Annotated in this window: 21 protein-coding genes; 11 read left to right on the top strand and 10 right to left on the bottom strand. The window is 70.9% G+C overall.

All coding sequences use genetic code 11. The annotated features are described in order from the left end of the window. Positions 1-5 precede the first annotated feature (5 nt). Together ABEA33_RS19220 and ABEA33_RS19215 are read right to left on the bottom strand one after the other, a co-directional pair. Entirely contained in the window at positions 6-563 is a 558-nt protein-coding gene (locus ABEA33_RS19220) for a VanZ family protein (protein WP_345528544.1), read from the bottom strand. Positions 564-600: 37 nt separating this feature from the next. Next, a complete protein-coding gene (locus ABEA33_RS19215; protein WP_345528543.1) occupies positions 601-1,200 on the bottom strand; it encodes a TetR/AcrR family transcriptional regulator in 600 nt (199 codons plus the stop codon). A 79-nt stretch (positions 1,201-1,279) separates the two neighbouring features. Here ABEA33_RS19215 and ABEA33_RS19210 point away from each other — a divergent pair, with 79 nt between their 5' ends. Further along, positions 1,280-2,629 carry a carotenoid oxygenase family protein gene (locus ABEA33_RS19210; RefSeq protein ID WP_345528542.1) on the top strand — a complete coding sequence of 450 codons (1,350 nt, stop codon included), beginning with the start codon at positions 1,280-1,282 and terminating at the stop codon, positions 2,627-2,629. A 95-nt stretch (positions 2,630-2,724) separates the two neighbouring features. Here the strand turns inward: ABEA33_RS19210 and ABEA33_RS19205 are convergent, their stop codons facing one another. Continuing rightward, on the bottom strand, positions 2,725-3,618 hold the full coding sequence (locus ABEA33_RS19205) for a dimethylarginine dimethylaminohydrolase family protein (RefSeq protein WP_345528541.1): 894 nt from the start codon (positions 3,616-3,618) through the stop codon (positions 2,725-2,727). 80 nt (positions 3,619-3,698) lie between these two features. Between ABEA33_RS19205 and ABEA33_RS19200 the strand changes: the two genes are divergently transcribed. From ABEA33_RS19200 to ABEA33_RS19165, 8 genes are all read left to right on the top strand, one after another. Further along, entirely contained in the window at positions 3,699-4,427 is a 729-nt protein-coding gene (locus ABEA33_RS19200; protein WP_345528540.1) for a GntR family transcriptional regulator, read from the top strand. Between the two features lie 17 nt (positions 4,428-4,444). Continuing rightward, positions 4,445-4,849, top strand: a complete 405-nt coding sequence (locus tag ABEA33_RS19195) for a phage holin family protein (protein ID WP_345528539.1) — start codon at positions 4,445-4,447, stop codon at positions 4,847-4,849. A gap of 3 nt (positions 4,850-4,852) precedes the next feature. After that, positions 4,853-5,368, top strand: a complete 516-nt coding sequence (locus tag ABEA33_RS19190) for a low molecular weight protein-tyrosine-phosphatase (protein WP_345528538.1) — start codon at positions 4,853-4,855, stop codon at positions 5,366-5,368. Then, positions 5,365-6,243, top strand: a complete 879-nt coding sequence (locus ABEA33_RS19185) for a fructosamine kinase family protein (RefSeq protein WP_345528537.1) — start codon at positions 5,365-5,367, stop codon at positions 6,241-6,243. The genes ABEA33_RS19190 and ABEA33_RS19185 overlap by 4 nt, the downstream gene beginning before the upstream one ends. Before the next feature lie 53 nt (positions 6,244-6,296). Next, a complete protein-coding gene (locus tag ABEA33_RS19180) occupies positions 6,297-6,992 on the top strand; it encodes a response regulator transcription factor (protein ID WP_345528643.1) in 696 nt (231 codons plus the stop codon). Next, on the top strand, positions 6,989-8,398 hold the full coding sequence (locus ABEA33_RS19175; protein ID WP_345528536.1) for a sensor histidine kinase: 1,410 nt from the start codon (positions 6,989-6,991) through the stop codon (positions 8,396-8,398). The genes ABEA33_RS19180 and ABEA33_RS19175 overlap by 4 nt, the downstream gene beginning before the upstream one ends. Then, entirely contained in the window at positions 8,398-8,943 is a 546-nt protein-coding gene (locus ABEA33_RS19170) for a DUF3558 family protein (protein ID WP_345528535.1), read from the top strand. The genes ABEA33_RS19175 and ABEA33_RS19170 overlap by 1 nt, the downstream gene beginning before the upstream one ends. A gap of 71 nt (positions 8,944-9,014) precedes the next feature. Then, a complete protein-coding gene (locus ABEA33_RS19165) occupies positions 9,015-9,863 on the top strand; it encodes an acyl-CoA thioesterase domain-containing protein (protein WP_345528534.1) in 849 nt (282 codons plus the stop codon). A gap of 6 nt (positions 9,864-9,869) precedes the next feature. Here the strand turns inward: ABEA33_RS19165 and zwf are convergent, their stop codons facing one another. The 3 genes from zwf to ABEA33_RS19150 are packed head-to-tail and all read right to left on the bottom strand — an operon-like array spanning position 9,870 to position 13,197. Beyond that, entirely contained in the window at positions 9,870-11,315 is a 1,446-nt protein-coding gene (gene zwf / locus ABEA33_RS19160) for a glucose-6-phosphate dehydrogenase (RefSeq protein WP_345528533.1), read from the bottom strand. Positions 11,316-11,350: 35 nt separating this feature from the next. Next, positions 11,351-12,628 carry an anthranilate synthase component I family protein gene (locus tag ABEA33_RS19155; protein WP_345528532.1) on the bottom strand — a complete coding sequence of 426 codons (1,278 nt, stop codon included), beginning with the start codon at positions 12,626-12,628 and terminating at the stop codon, positions 11,351-11,353. Further along, entirely contained in the window at positions 12,625-13,197 is a 573-nt protein-coding gene (locus ABEA33_RS19150; RefSeq protein ID WP_345528531.1) for an anthranilate synthase component II, read from the bottom strand. Before ABEA33_RS19150 ends, ABEA33_RS19155 begins: the two co-directional genes overlap by 4 nt. A 203-nt stretch (positions 13,198-13,400) precedes the next feature. Between ABEA33_RS19150 and ABEA33_RS19145 the strand changes: the two genes are divergently transcribed. After that, positions 13,401-13,979, top strand: coding sequence for a class I SAM-dependent methyltransferase (locus ABEA33_RS19145; protein ID WP_345528530.1), 579 nt, complete (start codon positions 13,401-13,403; stop codon positions 13,977-13,979). Between the two features lie 123 nt (positions 13,980-14,102). Here ABEA33_RS19145 and ABEA33_RS19140 read toward each other — a convergent pair whose 3' ends face one another. From ABEA33_RS19140 to ABEA33_RS19130, 3 genes are all read right to left on the bottom strand, one after another. Next, entirely contained in the window at positions 14,103-16,040 is a 1,938-nt protein-coding gene (locus ABEA33_RS19140) for an anthranilate synthase family protein (RefSeq protein ID WP_345528529.1), read from the bottom strand. Positions 16,041-16,063: 23 nt separating this feature from the next. Beyond that, positions 16,064-16,240 (bottom strand): hypothetical protein, encoded by a 177-nt coding sequence (locus tag ABEA33_RS19135; protein WP_345528528.1) that lies wholly within the window; start codon positions 16,238-16,240, stop codon positions 16,064-16,066. Positions 16,241-16,928: 688 nt separating this feature from the next. Next, the gene (locus ABEA33_RS19130) at positions 16,929-17,153 is read right to left on the bottom strand and encodes a hypothetical protein (RefSeq protein WP_345528527.1); all 225 of its coding nucleotides are present in this window, start codon (positions 17,151-17,153) and stop codon (positions 16,929-16,931) included. Positions 17,154-17,474: 321 nt separating this feature from the next. Here ABEA33_RS19130 and ABEA33_RS19125 point away from each other — a divergent pair, with 321 nt between their 5' ends. After that, entirely contained in the window at positions 17,475-18,890 is a 1,416-nt protein-coding gene (locus ABEA33_RS19125) for an O-antigen ligase family protein (RefSeq protein WP_345528526.1), read from the top strand. A gap of 28 nt (positions 18,891-18,918) precedes the next feature. On the opposite strand, the gene ABEA33_RS19120 is transcribed toward ABEA33_RS19125, so the two are convergent. Beyond that, positions 18,919-20,376, bottom strand: coding sequence for a hypothetical protein (locus ABEA33_RS19120; RefSeq protein WP_345528525.1), 1,458 nt, complete (start codon positions 20,374-20,376; stop codon positions 18,919-18,921).

Below are 20,376 nucleotides of genomic sequence, written 5' to 3'. Positions count from 1 at the left end.
CCTATTCACGTCGTACGGCGGTAGCGCCAGGGCCGGAGCACCAGAGCCAGCACAATTCCGATGCCCACGCCGAGCGCGGCGCCGGTGACGTTGTCGATCACGTCGGTGACGTCGCAGGCCCGGTCGATCCGGGCCAGGGCGAGCTGGGTGGCCTCGATCCCGATCGAGTACGCCGCCAGACCGGCCAGGCCGAACGGCACCAGGACCCAGGCGGCGCGCCAGCGGGCGCAGGCCAGCACCAGCAGCACACCGGCCGGGACGAACACCACCATGTTGAGCAGCCGCTGCCCGCCGGAGAAGATCCAGAAGCCGTCGGGGGCCGGGCCGCCGATGTCCCACGAGCAGGTGGTCAGCCGACCCTCCGCGGCGACGATGCCCGGGGCGCCGTTGGCCGGGATGAGCGTGATCGACGCGATCACCGCGATCGACCAGACGAACCCGGCGATCGACAGGGCCGACAGCCAACCCAGCCGGGGTCGGAGCACGAGAGCGAGCAGACCGCAGGCCAGGCCCGAGACCGCGACCAGCAGCAGCATCACCCCCACGCCACCGACCGGAAACACGTCGCCGAGGCTACCCAGCGGGTGGCTCGCTCACCCCTCAGGGAGCAAGCGCTGTGAGCAGGTTCATCAGCAGCGGCGCCAGGATCTCGCCCTCGGGGTCCTCGACCACATGGCTCAGGCCGCTCAGCTCGATCATCACGTAGCCGTGCAGCGCCGCCCAGAACTGGCCGGCGACCGCCGCCGGGTCGCCGCGCCGGATCTGCCCGGAGTCCATCACCCGCTCCACCGCGGTCACGAGCTGCCCGAACGCGGCCATGCCGACCTCGAGCTCCTGCTCGGTGAGGCGGTACTCCCCCAGCGAGGCGGAGCCGAACATGACGAAGAACAGGTGCGGGTCGGCCAGCGCGTGCGCGCGGTACGCCGCCGCCGAGGCGACCAGGTCGGCCAACGGGTCGTCGCTCTGTCCGACCTCCGCCACCCGGGCGTAGAGCCGCGCGAACCCCTCGGCCACGACGGCCCGGACCAGTCCCGGCATCCCGCCGAAGTGCGTGTAGACGGCCATCGTCGAGGTGCCGGCCTCGCGGGCGAGGCGGCGGGCGCTGAGAGCGGAGGGGCCCTCCTCGCCGAGCAGGTCGGCGGCCACCTCGATGAGGCGGCGGCGTACGTCGACGTCGGCCGGTCCAGCGGGAGAGCTCATGGTTGCCATGCTGTCATAACGGCGTTATGGTCGATTGATAACGCTGTTATGTCGCGCGTCACCGGCAGAGGAGACGACCATGAACCGCTACCTGCAGGACAGCTTCGCTCCCGTCCACGAGGAGCTCACGGCCTTCGACCTCGAGGTCACCGGGGCGATCCCCGACCACCTCGACGGCCGCTACCTGCGGATCGGACCCAACCCGGCGACCGATCCCGGCGAGGGCTACCACTGGTTCCTCGGCGAGGGGATGGTGCACGGCGTACGCCTCGAGGACGGGCACGCCCGGTGGTACCGCAACCGCTACGTCCGCCAGCACGGCGACGACTTCCCGCCCAACACCAACGTGCTCGAGCACGCCGGGCGCACCCTCGCGATCGTGGAGGCGGGCGCCAAGCCGTACGAGCTCACCCACGACCTCGACACCGTCGGGCCGTGCGACCTCGGCACGGTCACCGGCGGCTACACGGCCCACCCGCACGAGGACCCGAACACCGGCGAGCTGCACGCGGTCTCGTACAACTGGGCGCGCGGCAACCTCGTCGACTACTCCGTCATCGGCACCGACGGCCGGGTCCGGCACCAGGCCGAGATCGAGGTGACGGGCAGTCCGATGATCCACGACTGCGCGCTGACCGAGCACTACCTCGTCGTCTACGACCTGCCGGTCACCTTCGACCTGGGCATGGTCGCGGGCGAGGCGCCGCGTCCGCTGCAGGGCCAGCTCCAGGCGACGGACCGGCTGATCGACCAGACGCTGCGCCGGGGCCGCACCGCGCGGGTCCTGCCGTACTCCTGGGACGCCGACTACCCGGCCCGGATCGGCCTGCTCCCGCGCGAGGGCACCAGCGCCGACGTGCAGTGGTGCGAGATCGACCCCTGCTACGTCTTCCACACCCTCAACGCCTACGAGGAGGGGTCGGACGTGATGATCGACGTGGTCCGCCACGACCGGATGTTCGCCAGCGACTTCACCGGCCCCAACGAGGGCCCGGCGTACCTCACCCGCTTCACCATCGACACCGCCGCCGGCAAGGTCCGCGAGCACCGCTTCGACGAGCACAGCCAGGAGTTCCCTCGCCACGACGAGCGGCTCACGGGCCGCCGGCACCGCTACGGGTACGCCGCCGGCGTGGTCGCGACCGGCGTACGCACCGGCGACTCGGTGCTCAAGCACGACCTCGTCGCCGGCACCACCACCGAGCGCCGACTGGGTGCCGGTCGCGAGGTCAGCGAGTTCTGCTTCGTGCCGTCGGCGCCGGACTCGGCCGAGGACGCGGGCGTGCTGATGGGCTACGTCTTCGATCCCGCGGCCGGCATCAGCGACCTGATGCTGCTCGACGCGGAGACGCTGGAGGACGTGGCCGCCGTACACCTGCCGGGTCGCGTGCCCGCCGGCTTCCACGGCAACTGGGCGTCCACGGGCTGATCCGGCCGGGTTGTCAGCCGAAACCTGCGGACACGCCGTTGCCGCAACGGCGTGTCGGCAGGTTTCCCCGGGCAGCCGGGGAAACCCGTGACGCGTCACACCGGCGGCAGCACGACCTCGCCACCAGGCACGGACGGCAGGTCACGACCGATGCGGACGTCGACCGGGTTGGTCAGGCAGCGGACCGAGCCACCGCCCTTGTGGAACTCGGACAGGTCGAGGATCACGACCTCGAAGCCCCACTCCTCGAGCTGCGCCCGCACCCGGTCGGGGCACGCCGGCATGATCACGACGTTGCCGATGACGATCGAGTTGGCGCAGAACGTCGTCAGCGCCTCCTCCTCGGTCAGCACCAGCGGCTCGGGCACGAGGTCGAGCAGGGCGGCGGCCGAGGCCTCGTCCAGCGCGGCCGGACAGACCAGCGCGCGGCGCTCGTCGAGCGGGCAGAAGGCCAGGTCGAGGTGGTACATCCCCGGGTGCGTGATCCGCAGCCCGCGGACCCGGATGCCGAGGTCGGACGCGAGATGCTTGAGCGCGAGCTCCTCGGTGCGCGGGCCGTAGCCCACGACCAGCGCGTCGCCGAACGCGAACGCGTCACCGGCCTCCAGGTGGGCGCCGACGCCGTCGCGACCGACGTACGACGTCGCGAAGCCGCGCTCGGCGAACCAGGGCTGCGCCGACTCGGTCTCCATCCGGCGCTGCGGGTAGCGCATGTGGGACATCACGACCTGCGGGGTGCCGTCCTCGGCGACCAGGCCGAGGCCGAGGTTCATCGCGTAGACCATGTCGGGGGCGTCGGCCCGCTGCGGGAGCGCGTCGACGGTGCCGCCGCAGCGCTCGATCGTCGCGACGAGCTCGCGCCACTGCGCCATCGCCAGCTCGGGATCGGGCTGGTCGGCGGGGTCCATGAACGGGTTGATGACGTACTCCACGCGGAAGTGCGCCGGCTCGACCATCACGTAGTGACGGCCCCAGCTGAGCTGCTCCATGGATTCCTCCAGACACTGATCCGGCGATTGCCTGATTGTCCGACAATCTGACATAGCGAGTGTAGAGCACAATGGTCGGCATGTCCCATTCCGGAGCCCAGGAGAAGGCGGAGGCTGCCGACTCCCCGTTCGGCTCCCTGCACCTCGAGCTCTCCTCGACCGTGGACCGGGTCGCCGACGAGCTCCGCCGGGCCGTCTTCGACGGGGAGCTCGAGTCCGGCACCCCGCTGCGCGAGGTCGCTCTCGCGGCGTCGCTCGGCGTCTCCCGGCCGACGGTCCGCGAGGCGCTCGGCGTGCTGGTCGCGGAGGGCCTCGCCACCCGCGAGCCCAACCGTGGCGTCTCCGTGTCCACCCCGGACCCGGACTCGGTGCGCGACATCTGCCGCGCCCGCCTGGTGCTGGAGGGCGACGGCGTACGCCGGTGGCCGACCGCCGACGAGTCGCTGCGTGACGCCGTACGCACCTCGCTGGTCCGCTACACGAGCGCGATGCGTGCGGGTGCGACCTACCAGGAGCTCAACGAGCGCCACCTCGCCTTCCACGTGTCGCTCGTCGGGCTCGCCGACTCGCCCCGACTGCTCGCGATGGCCGAGAGCCTGATGGTCGAGCTCAAGCTCGCGCTCGCCCAGGTCGACCGGATCCGCCGCAACGCCCACGACCAGGCCGACAGCCACACCGCGCTGGTGATGCTGCTCGAACGGGGTGACATCGAGGGCGCGTCGACGTTCCTCGAGAAGCACCTCGCCAACGCCGAGTCGTCCATCCTCGACGCGCTGGGCCTGCGAGCGGGACCCGTCGGGGACCGCTGACCCGCTAGCCTGCCGTCGTGGGTTTCCTCAGGTTCATCGGCTGGCTCGCCACCAACGCCATCGCGCTCGCCGTGGCCGCCTGGCTCTTCGACGGCATCGGGTTCCGCGAGGGACCGGACTGGCAGGACAAGATCTGGCCGCTGCTCTTCGTGGCACTGATCCTGGGCATCGTGAACTCGTTCGTGGCCCCGGTCCTGAAGTTCCTCTCCATCCCGTTCATCATCATCACGCTGGGGCTGTTCCTGCTCCTGATCAACGCGCTGATGCTGCTGTTCACGGAGTGGCTGGTCAACCTCTTCGACGTCGACTTCTACGTCAACGGGTTCTGGAACGCGGTCGGCGGCGCCATCGTCATCACCATCGTCACCTGGGTCGTGGGCCTGATCTTCGGCGACGCCGCCGACGACCACGCCGTGGTCTGAGCGATGCCGCCGTCGGCCCTGCCGCCGGCGCGCCGGCCCGGCAGCTACCGGATCGAGCTGGTCTGCCTCGGCAACATCTGTCGCTCGCCGACGGCGCACGTCGTCCTCGAGGACCGGCTGGCCGACGCCGGTCTCGACCGGGTCGAGGTGTCCAGCTCCGGCACCGGCGACTGGCACGTCGGCCACCCGATGGACCGCCGAGCGGCGGCGACCCTGGCCGCCGCGGGGTACGACCCCTCACGCCATCGGGCCCGTCAGCACGACCCGGCCGAGGACGTCGACCTCGTCCTCGCGATGGACGAGGCCAACCTGGCCGACCTCGGTGGCCGCACCGACCGGATCCGCAAGTTCCGCGACCTCGACCCTCTCGAACCCGCGAGCGACGTACCTGACCCGTACTACGGTGGGGACGACGGCTTCGAGGAGGTGCTGACGATGGTCGAACGGACGGCGTCCGCGATCGTCGACGCCCTGCGCCGTGAACGCCCGTGGTCCGACCGGGACGCGCACACACCGTGACCCGGCAGCCGCTGGTCGCCAGGCGTGCCGAGGAGCTCCTCGGGACGTCCGTGATCGCGACCGCCCCCGTGGCCGGCGGCGACATCGCGACGGCCACCCGGCTGCGGCTCAGCGACGGCACCACCGCGCTGATGAAGACGCTGCCGCACGCACCGGAGGACTTCTTCACCGACGAGGCCGACGGGCTGCGCTGGCTGGGCGAGCCGGCCACCGACGGCGGCGCCCAGGTGCCGGCGGTGCTCGGGGCCGATCACGAGTGCCTGATCATCCGGTGGGTGGAGCCCGGCAAGCAGTCGGTCGACGCCGCGACTGCGTTCGGCCGCGAGCTCGCGGCCACCCACGCGGCGGGCGCCGACCAGTTCGGGCTCGGACGCGACGGCTACATCGGCAAGCTCCCGCTGCCCAACCGGCCGACCGACACGTGGGCGGAGTTCTACGCCGTACGCCGCGTGCTGCCCTACCTCAAGCTGGCCCGGGACCGGGGGGCCGTGGACGAGGGCGACGCCGCGACCATCGAGGCCGTGGTCGCCAGGCTCTCGGACCTGGTGCCCACCGAGCCACCCGCCCGGCTCCACGGCGACCTGTGGAACGGCAACGTGCTCTGGGGTCTCGACGGCCGGGTCTGGCTGATCGACCCGGCGGCGTACGGCGGGCACCGGGAGGTCGACCTCGCGATGCTCGCGCTCTTCGGGCTGCCCCACCTGCCCCGGGTGCTCGACGCCTACGTCGAGGCCTGCGCCGACTCCCGGCCGCTCGCCGACGGCTGGCAGGACCGCGCGGCCCTGCACCAGATCTTCCCGCTGCTCGTGCACGCCTGCCACTTCGGCGGGGGCTACGCCGCCCGGGCGGCGCAGGCCGCGGCGACGTACCTCTGAGCTGTTCTCAGTACCGACTCAGGCACGGCTGGCAGAGTGGGGCCGTGAGCACCATGCCTCTCCCCCGCCCTCGTGTCCTCGTCGTCGACGACGACAAGGCGGTCCGTGAGTCGCTGCGCCGGTCCCTGGAGTTCAACGGGTACGACGTGTCGCTCGCGTCCGACGGCGCCGAGGCCCTCGCCGGCATCGCCGCCACCGACCCCGACGTCGTGGTGATGGACGTGATGATGCCGCGGCTCGACGGCCTCGAGGCGACCAGGGCGCTGCGCAAGGCCGGCAACGACCTGCCGATCCTGGTCCTCACCGCTCGCGACGCCGTCGGCGATCGCGTGGAGGGTCTCGACGCGGGTGCCGACGACTACCTGACCAAGCCGTTCGCCCTGCAGGAGCTGCTCGCTCGGCTGCGCGCCCTGCTGCGCCGCGCCGTACCCCGTGAGGACGACCAGGACGAGACCATCGGGTTCTCCGACCTCACCATGGACCTCGCGACCCGCGAGGTGAAGCGCGGTGAGCGGCAGATCGAGCTGACCCGCACGGAGTTCACGCTGCTCGAGATGTTCCTGCGCCGACCGCGCCGGGTGCTGGAGCGCTCGTTCATCCTCGAGGAGGTGTGGGGCTACGACTTCCCGACCACTGCCAACTCGCTCGAGGTGTACGTCGGCTACCTCCGCCGCAAGACCGAGGCGGAGGGCGAGTCCCGGCTGATCCACACTGTGCGCGGTGTGGGCTACGTGCTGAAGGAATCGTGACGATCCTTCCGCCCCCGAGCGCGGACGGGCGCTGGCACTACCGCCGGTCGCTCGCCTCCCGGGTCACGATCCTCACCACCCTGGCCGCCGTCGCGACCGTCGCGCTGATGGCGCTCGGTGCCTACCTCACCGTGCGGATGCAGCTCCAGAGCACCATGGACGACGACCTGTTCCGTCGTGCCGAGAGCGCCTCCACCGACCTCTGCCAGCCGGGGCTGACGATCCCCAAGGGCTACCTCGGTGCCTCGAGCTCGGCCGCCCTCTGCGTCACGCCGGGCGCCGTGCTCGGAAGCGCCTCCGACCTCGGGCTCTCGTCCCTGACCCTGGGTGAACCCGAAGCCAAGGTGATCCGCGGCACGGACGACGAATCCATCCGCACCCTCACCGCCGACGACGGCACCCGCTTCCGCGTGATCGCGCTGGGCCGCGACGACAATCGCACGATGATCATCGCCCAATCCCTCGACTCCCAGGAGGCCCTGCTCGCCAAGCTCGGCAGCGTGATGCTCCTCTTCGGTCTCGCGGGAGTGATCGGGGCAGGCCTTGCGGGCTGGGGTGTGGCTCGCAACGGTCTGCGCCCCGTCCGCGAGCTCACCTCATCGGTCGAGGTGATCGCCCGCACCGAGGACCTCACCCCGCTGCCGGTCGAGGGTGACGACGAGATCGCTCGCCTGGCCACGGCGTTCAACCAGATGCTCACCGCACTGGCGGCATCCCGCGACCGCCAGCGCCAGCTGGTCGCAGACGCCGGCCACGAGCTGCGCACGCCGCTCACCTCGCTGCGCACCAACCTCGACCTGCTCAGCCAGGTCGACGCGGAGGGGACCGGGCTGCCCCCACAGGCACGGGCCGAGCTGCTCGAGGACGTGCACGCCCAGATCGAGGAGCTCACCACCCTGATCGGCGACCTGGTCGAGCTGGCCCGCGACGAGCCACTGACCCACGTGGTCGAGCCGGTCGACGTACCCGAGCTCGTCGACCGGGTGATCGCGCGGGTCCGGCGGCGTGCGACCGGGCTGTCCTTCGACGTCGAGATGGCCCCCTGGTACGTGATCGGCGAGGGCCCCAGCCTCGAGCGTGCGGTCACCAACCTGCTCGACAACGCCGCGAAGTGGAGTCCCGAGGACGGCACCGTGACCGTGCGCCTGCTCGACGGGACGCTCACCGTCGACGACCAGGGCCCCGGCATCGCGGCGGTCGACCGGCCGCACGTCTTCGACCGCTTCTACCGCTCGCAGGAGTCCCGAGGCATGTCCGGCTCCGGCCTCGGTCTCTCGATCGTCCGCCAGGTCGCGGAGCGGCACTCCGGCACGGTCAGTGCCGACGACGCCCCCGGCGGTGGCGCGCGGCTCACCCTCTGGCTCCCGGGCGCCTCCTCGCCGGTGCCGACCTGGACCCCCGCCTGATGCGGGCGCTGATCCTCGTCGCCGCGGTCACCGCGGCGACCGCCCTCGCCGGCTGCTCCTCCGACGGCTCCGACCCGTCGTCCGCCTCCTCACCTGACGCGTCGGACATCGCCGGAGTCGCCTGGAGCCCGTGCGACGACCTCACCGCCGCCTCGGTCAGCCGCCTGGTCGGCGCTGCGGTCAAGGAGGACAACGGCACGCCCGGGGCACCCCGGTGCACGTTCACCCCGGCGCGCACGGGCGGCGCGGCATACGACGTCAGCTATCTGTGGTTCGACGGCGGCCTGGACGCCGCGCTCGACACCATGGGCGCGTCCGGTGCGCAGCTGAAGAAGGTGGACGTCGCAGGAGCCGACGCTGCCCGCCTCGTGGTCAGCGCCAAGAAGGCCGGCGTGCTGGTCACCGGCTTCGTGCAGACCGACGGCCTGGTCCAGAGCGTGAACGCGGTGCAGATCGCGCCGTACGACGAGGAGCAGGTGGTCGGCGGCACAAAGGCACTGCTCGGCGAGCTGGCGAAGCTCGCGCCCGCGTCACCATCGGGGTAGTCCCTGACGGAATGGTCCGATCTCACACGAATAGAGACCAAAACGTCAGGGACTATCCGGACAATGGCCCCGTGACCGACGAGATCTCCTTCTTCACCCACGCCGGGGACGACCTCGTCCCGACGCCCCTCGCCTGCAGCATGTGGAGCGACGACCAGCTGCACGGCGTGGCGGTGAGCGGCGCCCTGGCGCGGGCAGCCGAGCAGGGCCTGGCCGCGACCGGGCGCACCGACCTTCGGCCGGCCCGGTGGGTGGTGGACCTCTTCAAGGCAGCGCGGATGCAGCCGTGCACGTTCGAGACGAGCGTCGTGCGCGAGGGCTCGCGGATCTGCCTGGTGGACGTGACGCTGACCCAGGGCGACGTACGGGTGGCCCGCGCGTCGGCGACCTTCCTGAAGCCGTCGGTCGCGGCGCCGGGCGAGGTCTGGCAGCCCGACGACCGACCGGAGCCGCCGCCGCTCGACGTCGCGCCCGAGACCGACGAGCCACGGGTGCCCTTCATGCGCTCGTCGTCGCCCTGGTCGCAGAACTTCACCGAGCACCAGAACGGCGACCGCAAGGCGTCGTGGAGCAGCGTGATCCCGGTCGTGCCGGACGAGCCGCTGACGCCGTTCCAGGCCGTCGCGTCCGCCGCCGACGGCGCCAGCATGGTGACCAACTGGGGCACCCGCGGCGTGGAGTACATCAACACCGACGTCGCCCTGACCCTCGCCCGTACGCCGGTCGGCGTGGAGATCGGCCTGCTGGCGACCGACCGGGTCGAGCACGACGGCATCGCCTCCGGCACGACCGCCGTCTTCGACCGGGCCGGCGCTCTGGGCACCGTAACGGTGGCCGCGCTCGCCAACGCGAAGCGCACGGTGGACATGGGTGGGGTCGAGTACTCCGACAACGGCGAGCGCCGGGCGACCCGGGTCTGACCCGGGCTAGACGCCGGTGGCGTTGGGGTCGCGCCAGGACCGCTCGAACGGCAGCCGCCAGGCGTGCGGCGCGATCAGCTGGTGGATCGCGTTGGGGCCCCAGCTGCCCGGTGAGTAGGCGCGCACCGGTGACGGGTTCTCGATCAGCGGCGTGGACTTCTCCCACAGCGTCTCGATGCCCTCGGCCGTCGTGAAGAGCGTGTGGTCACCTCGGATCGCGTCGTGGATCAGTCGCTCGTACGCCTCCAGTACCGCGCCCGAGGATGCGGTGTCGTGGGTCGCGAACTGCATCGACAGCTTCTCCAGCTTCATCCCGGGGCCGGGGCGCTTGCCGTAGAACGACAGCGACATCTTCGACTGGTCGGCCAGGTCGAAGGTGAGGTGGTCGGGACCCTGGGTGCCGGCGTTGGACCCGGCCGGGAACATCGTCAGCGGCGGCTCCTTGAACGCGATCGAGATGATCCGCGCGCCCTCGGCGAGCTTCTTGCCGGTGCGCAGGAAGAACGGCACGCCGGCCCAGCGCCAGTTGTCGATCTCGACCTTGAGCGCCACGAACGTCTCGGTGTCGGAGTCGTCGGCGGTGTCGTGGTGCTGGCGGTAGCCGCTGTACTGACCACGGACGACGTTGTGCGGCTCCAGCGGCCGCATCGAGCGGAAGACCTTGTTCTTCTCGTCGCTGATCGGTCCCGGCGCCAGCGAGGTCGGCGGCTCCATCGCCATGAACGCGAGCACCTGCATCAGGTGGGTGACGACCATGTCGCGGTAGGCGCCGGTGGTCTCGTAGAACTTGGTGCGGTCCTCGAGGCCGAGGGTCTCCGGGACGTCGATCTGCACGTGGTCGATGAAGTTGCGGTTCCAGATCGGCTCGAAGAGGCCGTTGGCGAAGCGGAAGGCGAGGATGTTCTGCGCCGCCTCCTTGCCGAGGAAGTGGTCGATCCGGAAGATCTGGCTCTCGTCGAACACCTGGTGCAGGCGGGCGTTGAGCTTCCTCGCCGACTTGAGGTCGGTGCCGAACGGCTTCTCCATGATGATCCGAGAACGCTCGACCAGCTGCGCCTCGTCGAGCTGTCGGACCACGTCGAGGGCGGCCTTGGGCGGGACGCTCAGGTAGTGCAGGAAGTTGACCTCGCGGCCGGGCTCGCTCACCTCCTGCTCGGCCTCGCGCACGGCAGCGGCCAGTGCCTCGGGGCCGGCGGACTGCGGGACGTACCTGAGCATCTCCGAGAACGGCGCCCACCGCTCCTCGGAGACCGGGCGGTGCCCGAACTCGTCGCAGGACGTGCGGGCGATCTTCACGAACGTCTCGGTGTCGATGTCCTCGAGCGACGTGCCGACGATCCGGGAGTCATCGAGCAGCCCCGCCTCCCAGAGGCGCAGCATGCCCGGCAGCAACTTGCGCCGGGACAAGTCTCCCGTCGCTCCGAAGAGCACGATGACGTGCGGGTTCTCCATGACTTCGAGGGTAGACCCGCGGTGTTGCTCAGGCATTACGAGCGCTCGAACACCCGGCGCAGTCGATCGGCCTTCCAGTGCGACTCGGCCCACTCGTCCACGACGTCCGAGCGCACGGTGATCCCACCCCCGGTGCCGAGGAGGTAGCGCCCGTCGCCGGCCGTCATCAGACTCCGGATGACCACACCGAGGTCGGCCCGGCCGTCCGCGCTGATCCAGCCGAACGCGCCGGCGTACGCGCCCCTCGGCGAGTCCTCGACCTCCTCGATGACCTGCATGGTGCGGAGCTTGGGCGCCCCGGTCATCGAGCCGGCTGGGAAGAGCGCGCGCAGCGCCTGCACAGTCGTCACCTCCGGGCGGAGCCGACCGCGGACCGTGCTGACGAGCTGGTGCACGGACTCGTAGGACTCGACCTCCATCAGCGCCGGGACCTCGACCGTGCCGGGCTCGCAGACCATCGAGAGGTCGTTGCGGAGCAGGTCGACGATCATCAGGTTCTCGGCGCGGGTCTTGGGGTCACTCGCGAGGTGGCGGCTCAGCTCCTCGTCCTCGGCGGCCGTCGCGCCGCGCGGCGCGGTGCCCTTGATCGGCTTGGTCTCGAGGGTCCGGTCGGCGCCGACCAGCGCGTAGCGCTCCGGGCTCGAGCTGAGCAACCAGCCCCGCGCGCCCGGCACGTCGTGCTGCACGAACCCGGCGTACGGCGCGGGGTTGAGCTCGCGCAGTCGGAGGTACGCCGTCACCGGGTCCAGGTCGCTCTCGGCCGTCGCCCGGTAGGTCAGGTTGACCTCGTAGCTGTTGCCCGCGTGCAGCTGCTCCTGGACCTGGTTGAAGGCGGCGGCGTAGGAGGGGTCAGCGTCCCAGGGATACCCGGTTAACCGGGTATCCCTGAGGTTCTCGGCTTGCGGAGAGCCCGAGAACCTCCTGAACTGCCCGAGAACCCCGTGGTCGAAGAGCCGCACCCGGCTCGGCCGCATCCACACGGCGTCGGGCAGGCCGGATCCCACCGAGGCCGGCAGGTCCGGACGGCAGGCGTAGCCGAAGTAGCCGAACCACTGGTCGGAGGAGGACCCGGCGGCGAGCTCGGCCTCCAGCACCGCGAACGGGTCGTCGCCGACCACCTCCGCCCGCCCGCCCGCGTGGCGGGTGACCAGGCGCGTGCCGGCGTCGTAGGTCAGCGACACGTCGTCGGGCGCCAGCCACCCCACGAGGGAGCGCCGCCCGGACCACTCGCGCGCCCCGCCACCGTCGAGCCAGAAGCAGCGGGGGTACGCCGCGGCGGTCGAGCGGAAGACCGAGACCGGGTCGGAGGTCATGCCAGATCCAGGAAGTTCGCGACCAGGCGGGCGCCGTGCTCCGACAGGATCGACTCGGGGTGGAACTGCACGCCCTCCAGGGGCAGGGTCCGGTGCCGCACGCCCATCACGACGTCGCCGACGGTCGCCGTCACCTCGAGGACGGACGGCACGACCAGCGCCGCGAGCGAGTGGTAGCGGACGGCGGTCAGCGGGTTCGGGATCCCCGCGAAGACGCCGCGGCCGTCGTGCTCGACCGACGCCACCTCGCCGTGCGCGGGCTCGACCCGACCGACTTCGCCGCCGTACGTCGTCACCAGGCCCTGCATGCCGAGACAGACTCCGAGCACCGGGCGAGTGGCCCGCCGCAGCACCTCGCCGCCGACAGCGAAGTCGGCCGGGTCGGCCGGATGCCCGGGGCCGGGTGAGAGCACCACGTGGGTGTGCGCCAGCACGTCGGACGCGGAGACCTCGTCGTGCTGCACGACAGTGGGCAGCACCCCCGTCACCGAGGCGACCAGGTGCACGAGGTTCCACGTGTACGAGTCGTGGTGGTCGACCACGACCACGTCGACTGGCGGATTCGGCATCGGCACCATCTGTAGGGGTCCACGCTGCTCCGTCATCGGCCCACATCGCTCACGCCCCGGGGGCGGGCGCGTCGCGATGACCAGAAACACCTCGATAAGGTTCCGGAATGCTCTCACACGCCAAACGCGTCGCAGGCTCAGTCCGGGCACTGCCGCGGCATCTCCACTACGACCGCATGGAACGCAGCGGAGTATCACCGTTCGTGTGCACCTCCCCGACACCCCTCTCGAAGTCCGAGGCCCGCTACCAGCTCGAGCATGGCCAGCTGATGGTCCCGAACGTCTCCGGCTTCTACCACGGCATCCTCAAGGGCTGGTGGGAGAAGTACGGGTTGGGAGAGAACTGCCTGCTGATCTCGGAGACGCACGCCGTCGGGGAGGTCTTCCACAAGCGCTACCCCGACACGACGTTCGTGACCACGGACTACTTCGTCGACCTGCAGCCGCACCCCACCTGCGACGTGGTGTGGGACCTCTGCTCCTCGAGCGTGCCCGACGACCTTCGCACCATGCAGTCCGTCGTCTGCCAGGCGACGCTCGAGCACATCCAGGACCCGGTGCAGGTCATGCGGAATCTCGCTGCGGTCCTCGCGCCCGGCGGCATGCTGTACGTCCAGACGCACACGCCGGCGTTCCACTACCACGGCTACCCGAAGGACTACCTTCGCTACTTCCCCGACTGGTTCGTCGACATCTGCCAGATCGTCGACTCACTCGAGCTGGTCGAACTGCTGTGCATCGACGGGCACGCGTTCGCGGCCTACCGCAGAACGGCCGCCTGACCCTCGTCGAGCCGCCCGAGAGCCCGAAACCGGCTCGGAAATGGCGGAGGGCCCGATGAAGCTGGGGGGCAGTCTTCACCGGGCCCACGAACGGCACCGCCGTACGCAGAACCCTACCGTCCGTCACCCGGCGTTGTCGCGGGGTCGGAGGAGAAGGTCACGGACCAATGTGTGGAGCAGGTCGAAGCCGTTCTCGGTGAGGATCGACTCCGCGTGGAACTGGATTCCGCGGTAGTGCGGACCGCGCAGCAGATGGATGTCACCGGTCTCGCCGTCCGCCTCGACCGCGACCCCGTCGGGCACGCCCGCGGCGCCGACCCGGCCCACGAAGGTGTTGTAGAAACCGACCCGCTCGGTGCGCCCGTCGATGCTGACCGGCGACTGGGTGCCCTGGAAGACGATGTCCTTGTAGGCGAGCTCTAGGCCCAGGTGGTGGCACAGCGCCTGGTGGCCGAGACACACCGCGAGGAACGCCCGCTCGGCGGCCATCAGCTCGGCGACGGCGGCCCGCAGCTGCGCCATCTTGGGGTCGTCGCCGTCGCGCGGGTCGCCCGGCCCGGGTCCGACGATCACCAGGTCGAAGCCGTCGAGGCTGCCGGGCACGTAGTCCTCGTGGCGTACGACGGAGCTGCTCATGCCGAAGACGCCGAGCACGTGCCGCAGCATGTTCACGAAGTCGTCCTCGCCGTCGAGGATCACCGCGGACCTGCCGGCCAGCCGTGGGTCCGGGGCAGCCCCGCCCTGGTCGGTCAGCCAGAACCTCGACAGGCGCTGGTTGCGGGCGTTGAGGGCCAGCAGCACGTCCTCGTCGCTGACCAGCTCGGCGACGTTCACGCTCGGGGTGGGAGCGGGCGGCACCAGGCCGAAGGCGCTGAGGATCCCACCGGCCTTCGCGTGCGTCTCCGCGACCTCGTACGCCGCGTCGGAGTCGCGCACCAGGGTCGCGCCGGCGGTGACCGTCAGCCTGCCATCGAGCCCGACGTCGGCGGTGCGGATCACGATCGGGCTGTCGACGACCGGCCCGCCCTCCTCGTCGCGGCCGAGGATCGCGAGCGCGGCACCGTAGTAGCCGCGGCCGACGGACTCGTACTGCTTGATCAGGCGGCACGCGTTCTCGACCGGTGACCCGGTGACGGTCGCGGCGTACATCGTGTCCCGCAGCACCTCGCGCGGGTCGCGGGTGGTGCGGCCGGCGAGGAGGTACTCGGTGTGCACGAGACGGCTCATCGGCTTGAGGAACGGGCCCAGCACCTGGCCGCCCTCGTGGCAGATGTCGCACATCATCTTCAGCTCTTCGTCGACGACCATGAAGAGCTCGTAGATCTCCTTCTCGTCCGCGAGGAAGTCGAGCAGCTCCCGCTTCAGGCCGGGCCCGGCCTCAGCATCGCTGTCGCTCGGGATCCGGAAGGTGCCGCTGATCGGGTTCATCCGGACGTCCCCGCCGTGGATCGACACGTGCCGCTCCGGGCTCGCGCCGACCAGGTAGCGGTCGCCGGTGAAGAAGACGTAGGTCCAGTACGACCCGCGCTCGCGCTCGAGCAGGCGCTTGAAGACGGTGAGCGCCTTGTCGGCTCCCCAGTCGGCGACGCTGGCGCGGTAGTGCCGGCCGATCACCAGGTTGGCGCCCTCGCCCTGGCCGATCTCGTCGCGGATGATCGCCTCGACGAGCTTGCCGTACTCCTCGTCGTCGGTCTCGAAGCCGCCGCGGTCGGAGAACTCCAAGCCGGTGTCGTCGATCGCGTCGATGACCTCGGCCACCGAGAACTCCAGCTCGGCCTCGACGTCGACCACGACGAGCGGCGTGCCGTCGTCGTGCGCCTCGAAGCCACGCTCCCTCACCTGCCGGAACGGGATCGCCACCAAACGGTCGGCGATGTGTCCGGCCTCCGGCACGCCCTCGGCGAGCGGTACGTCGAGGATCGACTCGACGACGCTCCGCCGGCCTCCCACGACGCCGACCGTCGGCCGGTCGCCGGCCCGGGTGGAGCGCCGGATGATCGCCCACGCCTCGTGCCCCTGAATGGCCGCGATGGCTTCCCGGGCGGAGGGTGTCGTCGTCATGGGCCGACTCTAGTTGCGTCCGGTCACCCCACGCGGAGCCGGAACCGATCCTGGACGCACCCGCGGAGGATGACGTTGCCGTGCCGGTGCTGACGCCGGAGCTCGTCGATCCCCTGGACCCGGACCTTCTTGGCACTCCAGGCCTTCGGCACGAAGACCCGCAGCGAGCACGGGTCGGCCCCGGGGTCGCGCTTCCCCACGAGGTCGAAGGTTCCGGCGCGCCCGTCGGACTCCAGCCGCTTGATCCTGCCGGGAACGGCGCGGGCCAGCGGGCGGAAGAGCGCCTCGGCGTACGCCGGCGCGGGAGCCGACGCACGCTTGCCGGACGGGCAGCTGTAGCGGATCAGGCTGGGCGAGATCGGGTCGGGCTGCTCGCCCGGGCGGTGGATGACATGGGGGTCGCCGCACGCCTGCTTCCAGCTCCACCACGCCGAGCCTCTCCGCGGTGGCAGCCTCCGACACGAACCCGCCCTCGATCGTGTTCGGAGAGATCCCCTCGGCGTAGATGTGGGGGGCGAAGACGATGTTCCTGTCCTTGCGGCCGTAGAACCTGCCGAGCGCCGCGGTCTCCGCGCCCGAGTTCGACCCGAGGCCGGGCTCGTTGAGCAGGTCGTAGCCGGCCACCGCGGGGTTGCGCGCGACGTCGCCGGCGAGCCGCGCCCAGGTCCGGACGAGGTGCGTCTGGATGCCTCGGGTGCCGGCGTAGAAGTGGTCCCAGGCACGCTTCACGGCGGGCGCGAGATCTCGGGTGCCGCCGTGGCAGGTGGACTGACCGTCCGTGATCGTCGCCCAGGCGGGCGCCCCGTCCCAGCCGTTCGCCGGGTCGGTGCCGGGCGGGCAGACCTCGCCGGCCCGGGTGTCGACCGCGGGGCCCCACGCGTCCTGGTGCTACAGCCCGTACGACGCCGCCTGCCGCACAGCCTTCTTGATCCGCGCGACGTACGCCTCGTCGTACGCCCCACGCGTGGGCTCGAGCCGCGACCAGCTCACGATGAGCCGGACCGAGTCGAACCCCCGCCGCGCGATCTCGGCGAAGTCCGAGCGCCGGACCGGCACGGTCGTCGCGAAGTCCGGGTTGGCCTGGTAGTACTCACCAAGCCCGTTCACGTTCACGGAGCTCAGGTCGACCCGGGCGCCCCTCTCGTTGAAGATCCCCCGGGCTGTTCCCGGTCGTGGCGTGGAGCCTCGTCAGCCGACCGGGGTCGGCAACGGCGGCTTCCTCGGCGAGCAGACCGACGAGGAGAACGAGGACGAGAGCGGCGACCGCCGTACGAACTGGCCTCACGCACGCATCTTGACTGGCCGGTGTCGCCGCTGGCACGACAACGGACGGGTCCGATCGTAAAATCGCACGGAGCGCCGCAAGCGTTCCCGGGGCTACCGATAGAGTCAGGGCGCCCGTCGGCGGGGCGCCGATCGGAGGACGAGACAAGCGTGCAGAGCACCGAGGTGCCCGCGGGCCGGTCGGCCTCCGCGGGCCGGCGGCGCGCCGAGCGCCCCAGCCCCGCACGTGCGTTGCGCGCGAAGTGGTCCAGTATCGGCGTGCCGCCGGTGACCTCGTGGTCCGGCGCAGTCTGGACCGTGGCGATCGCGCTCGACTTCTTCTGGCTCTCCATCCCGTACGTCTTCACGGAGTTCGACGAGTCTCGGCAGCTCGCCTGCGTGGCGACGGTCATCGCGGTGCTGTTGACACTCCCCCGGATGAGGGTGCGCCGCCCGTCGTGGGCGGTCGTGGCGATGCTCGCCTTCGCCTTCTCCTCGGCGCTCTGGTCAGGCGACCCCAGACTGACGGTCAGTTTCACGACGGACTACCTGGTGATCGCCACCATCGCGACCGTGATCGCCTGGAGCGCCTCGGCCCGCACGGTCGCCCAGGGGATCACGCTCGGCGGGGTCGTGATCTTCACGACCTCGGTCTACGCCTTCCGAGCCGGACTGCCCTTGGCCGACGTACCTCCCGGCGGGCAGGGCTACCTCGCGGGAGTGGGCGCCAACCGCAACATCCTCTCGTACACCCTGGTCCTCGCCCTGTGCTTCGCCATCAGCTTCATGCCGCGGTACTGGTGGGCCCGGTTGATGTGGGCTTTGGGGCTCGGCTCCATCCTGGTGGGGATCTTTCTCGCCCAGTCGAGCACCGGCTATATCGCCGCATTGGTGCTGCTCTGCTCGGCGGCGACGTTGGCATGGCTGGACCGTCCACGCGCTGCAGGCACCGTTCGCACCGCACTACGGGGTCGTCGAGCGCTCCTTCCGCTCGTGGCCGTCGTCGTCGCAGGGGCGGTCGCCCTCGAGATCCTCGGCCGCCTTCTCGGACGGGACACCTCCACCCTGTCGGGCCGGGTCCCGCTGTGGCAGGCGGTCTGGGAGAGCACGACCGGGCTCGACCGTTGGGTCGGGGCCGGGTGGGGAGCGGTGTGGCCACACCCGTGGCACCCTGCCTCGAGCAGCGGTCTCTACACCGACATCATCGACCGTGCGGACATCACGCTGCTGCACGGCCACAACTCGTTCTTCGACCTGTTGCCCGAGGTCGGATTGGTCGGAAGTGCGGTGTTCGCGCTCGTGTACGTCCAGACGGTCTGGTCGGCGCTGCGCCTGCGCGACCCGCGACGGAGGCCCTATCCGGGGCGGGCCGCCGCGTCGCGCGCGATGCTTCTCGGCGTCCTCGCGCTCGTCCTGCTGGGGCTGACCGAGCCCATGTCGACGATCCCGCTCGGCTGGTTCATCGCCGCGCTGCTCGCCACCGGCCTCAGGCCGCCACCTGTCCGACCGGTCACGGTGAAGTCGGCGCCCGGTGCCGACCTGACCCGCGCCTCGCGGCATCGGGGCGGGAGCCGCCGCGCGCGCTGAACAGCGGCAAGCGTCGGCCCCGGCCGGGTCAGGCCCCGGGCTGCTCGGACCACCGGCCGTGGCCAGCGGCGACGTATCCGGCTGCCGGTTCTGGGGCACCTGGCGCCGGGCGGTACGCCACGACCAGCGGGACGAGGAACATCCACAGCAAGGTGGACTCGCGGTTGCCGGTGAGCGCGGGCATGCCGAAGGACGCGCCGACGGTGAGCAGGACGACCGCTCCAGCGAAGAGCGACGTCGACCGCGGCACGATCCGGCGGTTGGACACCCACCGAGCGACGAGCACGACGTAGACCAACAGCATCAGCACGAGACCCACGACGCCGCCGACGATCATCGCCTCGGTCCAGGTCGAGTCGTACGCCACCTGGAGACCACGCGCACCGACGCCGAACACTGGCTGGTTGTCGAGGATCTGATGTGCGACGTCACTCAGGCCCGTCGGGAGCGGTACCTCGGGCTCAGTGGTCGGTCCGCCCGCGCCATCGGTGCCGGACCCGCCTGTGTCGACGGGCGCGGACGGGGTGATGCTCGGGGCCGCACCGTTGTCTCCGGGGGTGCCGAAGCGACCGGCACTGAGCGTGTAGGGGAACGAGTCGCCGGCCTGGATGCTGACCCGGTACCAGTTGAGCATGATCGACGCTCCCCAGGATCCGGCGAGATTGGCCATCCCGAGGCCCGCAGCAACCCCGACCGCGAGGATCCCCACCGGCACCGACTGCCGACGGTTGCGCCGGTCGGTGATCGCCGTGATGAGCGCGAGGACGAGACCCCCGACCACGAAGACCTTCGAGAGGGTGAGCAGCCCGCCGATCACGACGAGGGCCAGCAGCACCCAGAGAACCGGACGCGGAGCCTGCGGTTCGACCCTCGCCAGGAAGAGGATGCCGAGCGCAGCGAGGCTGTAGGCGACACCGGCCTCGGCCGGCTGGTTGAAAACCCCGGAGAAGCGCCCCATCTGCTCGGCCAGCACCGCTACCGAGGAGTCGAATCCACCGGCCCCCCAGAAGCGACCGATGCCGGGCACGGCGTCCAGGCCGAGGTAGGTGGTGACGATCGCGAGCACCGCGTTGGCCCCCATCGCCCACGCGACCACCCACGACACCAGGCGCAGCACGGACTCGCTGCCGGCCAGGCTGGTCCAGAAGGTGAAGACGACAATCGAGGCCAGCGGCAGAAGCGCATTGTCGACACCCGCGACGAGCGAGCCGGACGGCCACGGCATGTGGTTGTCGATGATCAGTCCTCCGCCGACGACCACGACGGCGTACGCCGCCCAGAGCCCCAGGACCAGGAGCGCCGGTCGCAGGATCTGGAACAGCCGAGGCAGCTGGGTCACGACCACCGCGGCCGCCGACCCGTAGATCACCAACTGCTCCGTTCGCGCACCCGAGACGATGTACGGACCGAACACCCCGAGAACGCAGACGATGACCCAGTAACGCAGCCAGGACGGCATGGACGAGTCGCAAATCTTGTCTGACAC

It is taken from the genome of Nocardioides endophyticus, assembly GCF_039543845.1.
GTDB classification, from domain to species: domain Bacteria; phylum Actinomycetota; class Actinomycetes; order Propionibacteriales; family Nocardioidaceae; genus Nocardioides; species Nocardioides endophyticus.
Note: the sequence above shows the minus strand (reverse complement) of the source record. Positions and strands in the feature narration are given on the sequence as shown.

Bases quoted from the DNA above. Each gene is read 5' to 3' on its own strand.
- ABEA33_RS19170 (WP_345528535.1), top strand. From the start codon at position 8,398: ATGCGGGCGCTGATCCTCGTCGCCGCGGTCACCGCGGCGACCGCCCTC.
- ABEA33_RS19200 (WP_345528540.1), top strand. From the start codon at position 3,699: ATGTCCCATTCCGGAGCCCAGGAGAAGGCGGAGGCTGCCGACTCCCCG.
- ABEA33_RS19140 (WP_345528529.1), bottom strand. From the start codon at position 16,040: ATGACGACGACACCCTCCGCCCGGGAAGCCATCGCGGCCATTCAGGGG.
- ABEA33_RS19205 (WP_345528541.1), bottom strand. From the start codon at position 3,618: ATGGAGCAGCTCAGCTGGGGCCGTCACTACGTGATGGTCGAGCCGGCG.
- ABEA33_RS19180 (WP_345528643.1), top strand. From the start codon at position 6,297: ATGCCTCTCCCCCGCCCTCGTGTCCTCGTCGTCGACGACGACAAGGCG.
- zwf (WP_345528533.1), bottom strand. From the start codon at position 11,315: ATGGAGAACCCGCACGTCATCGTGCTCTTCGGAGCGACGGGAGACTTG.
- ABEA33_RS19150 (WP_345528531.1), bottom strand. From the start codon at position 13,197: ATGCCGAATCCGCCAGTCGACGTGGTCGTGGTCGACCACCACGACTCG.
- ABEA33_RS19155 (WP_345528532.1), bottom strand. From the start codon at position 12,628: ATGACCTCCGACCCGGTCTCGGTCTTCCGCTCGACCGCCGCGGCGTAC.
- ABEA33_RS19190 (WP_345528538.1), top strand. From the start codon at position 4,853: ATGCCGCCGTCGGCCCTGCCGCCGGCGCGCCGGCCCGGCAGCTACCGG.
- ABEA33_RS19210 (WP_345528542.1), top strand. From the start codon at position 1,280: ATGAACCGCTACCTGCAGGACAGCTTCGCTCCCGTCCACGAGGAGCTC.
- ABEA33_RS19215 (WP_345528543.1), bottom strand. From the start codon at position 1,200: ATGAGCTCTCCCGCTGGACCGGCCGACGTCGACGTACGCCGCCGCCTC.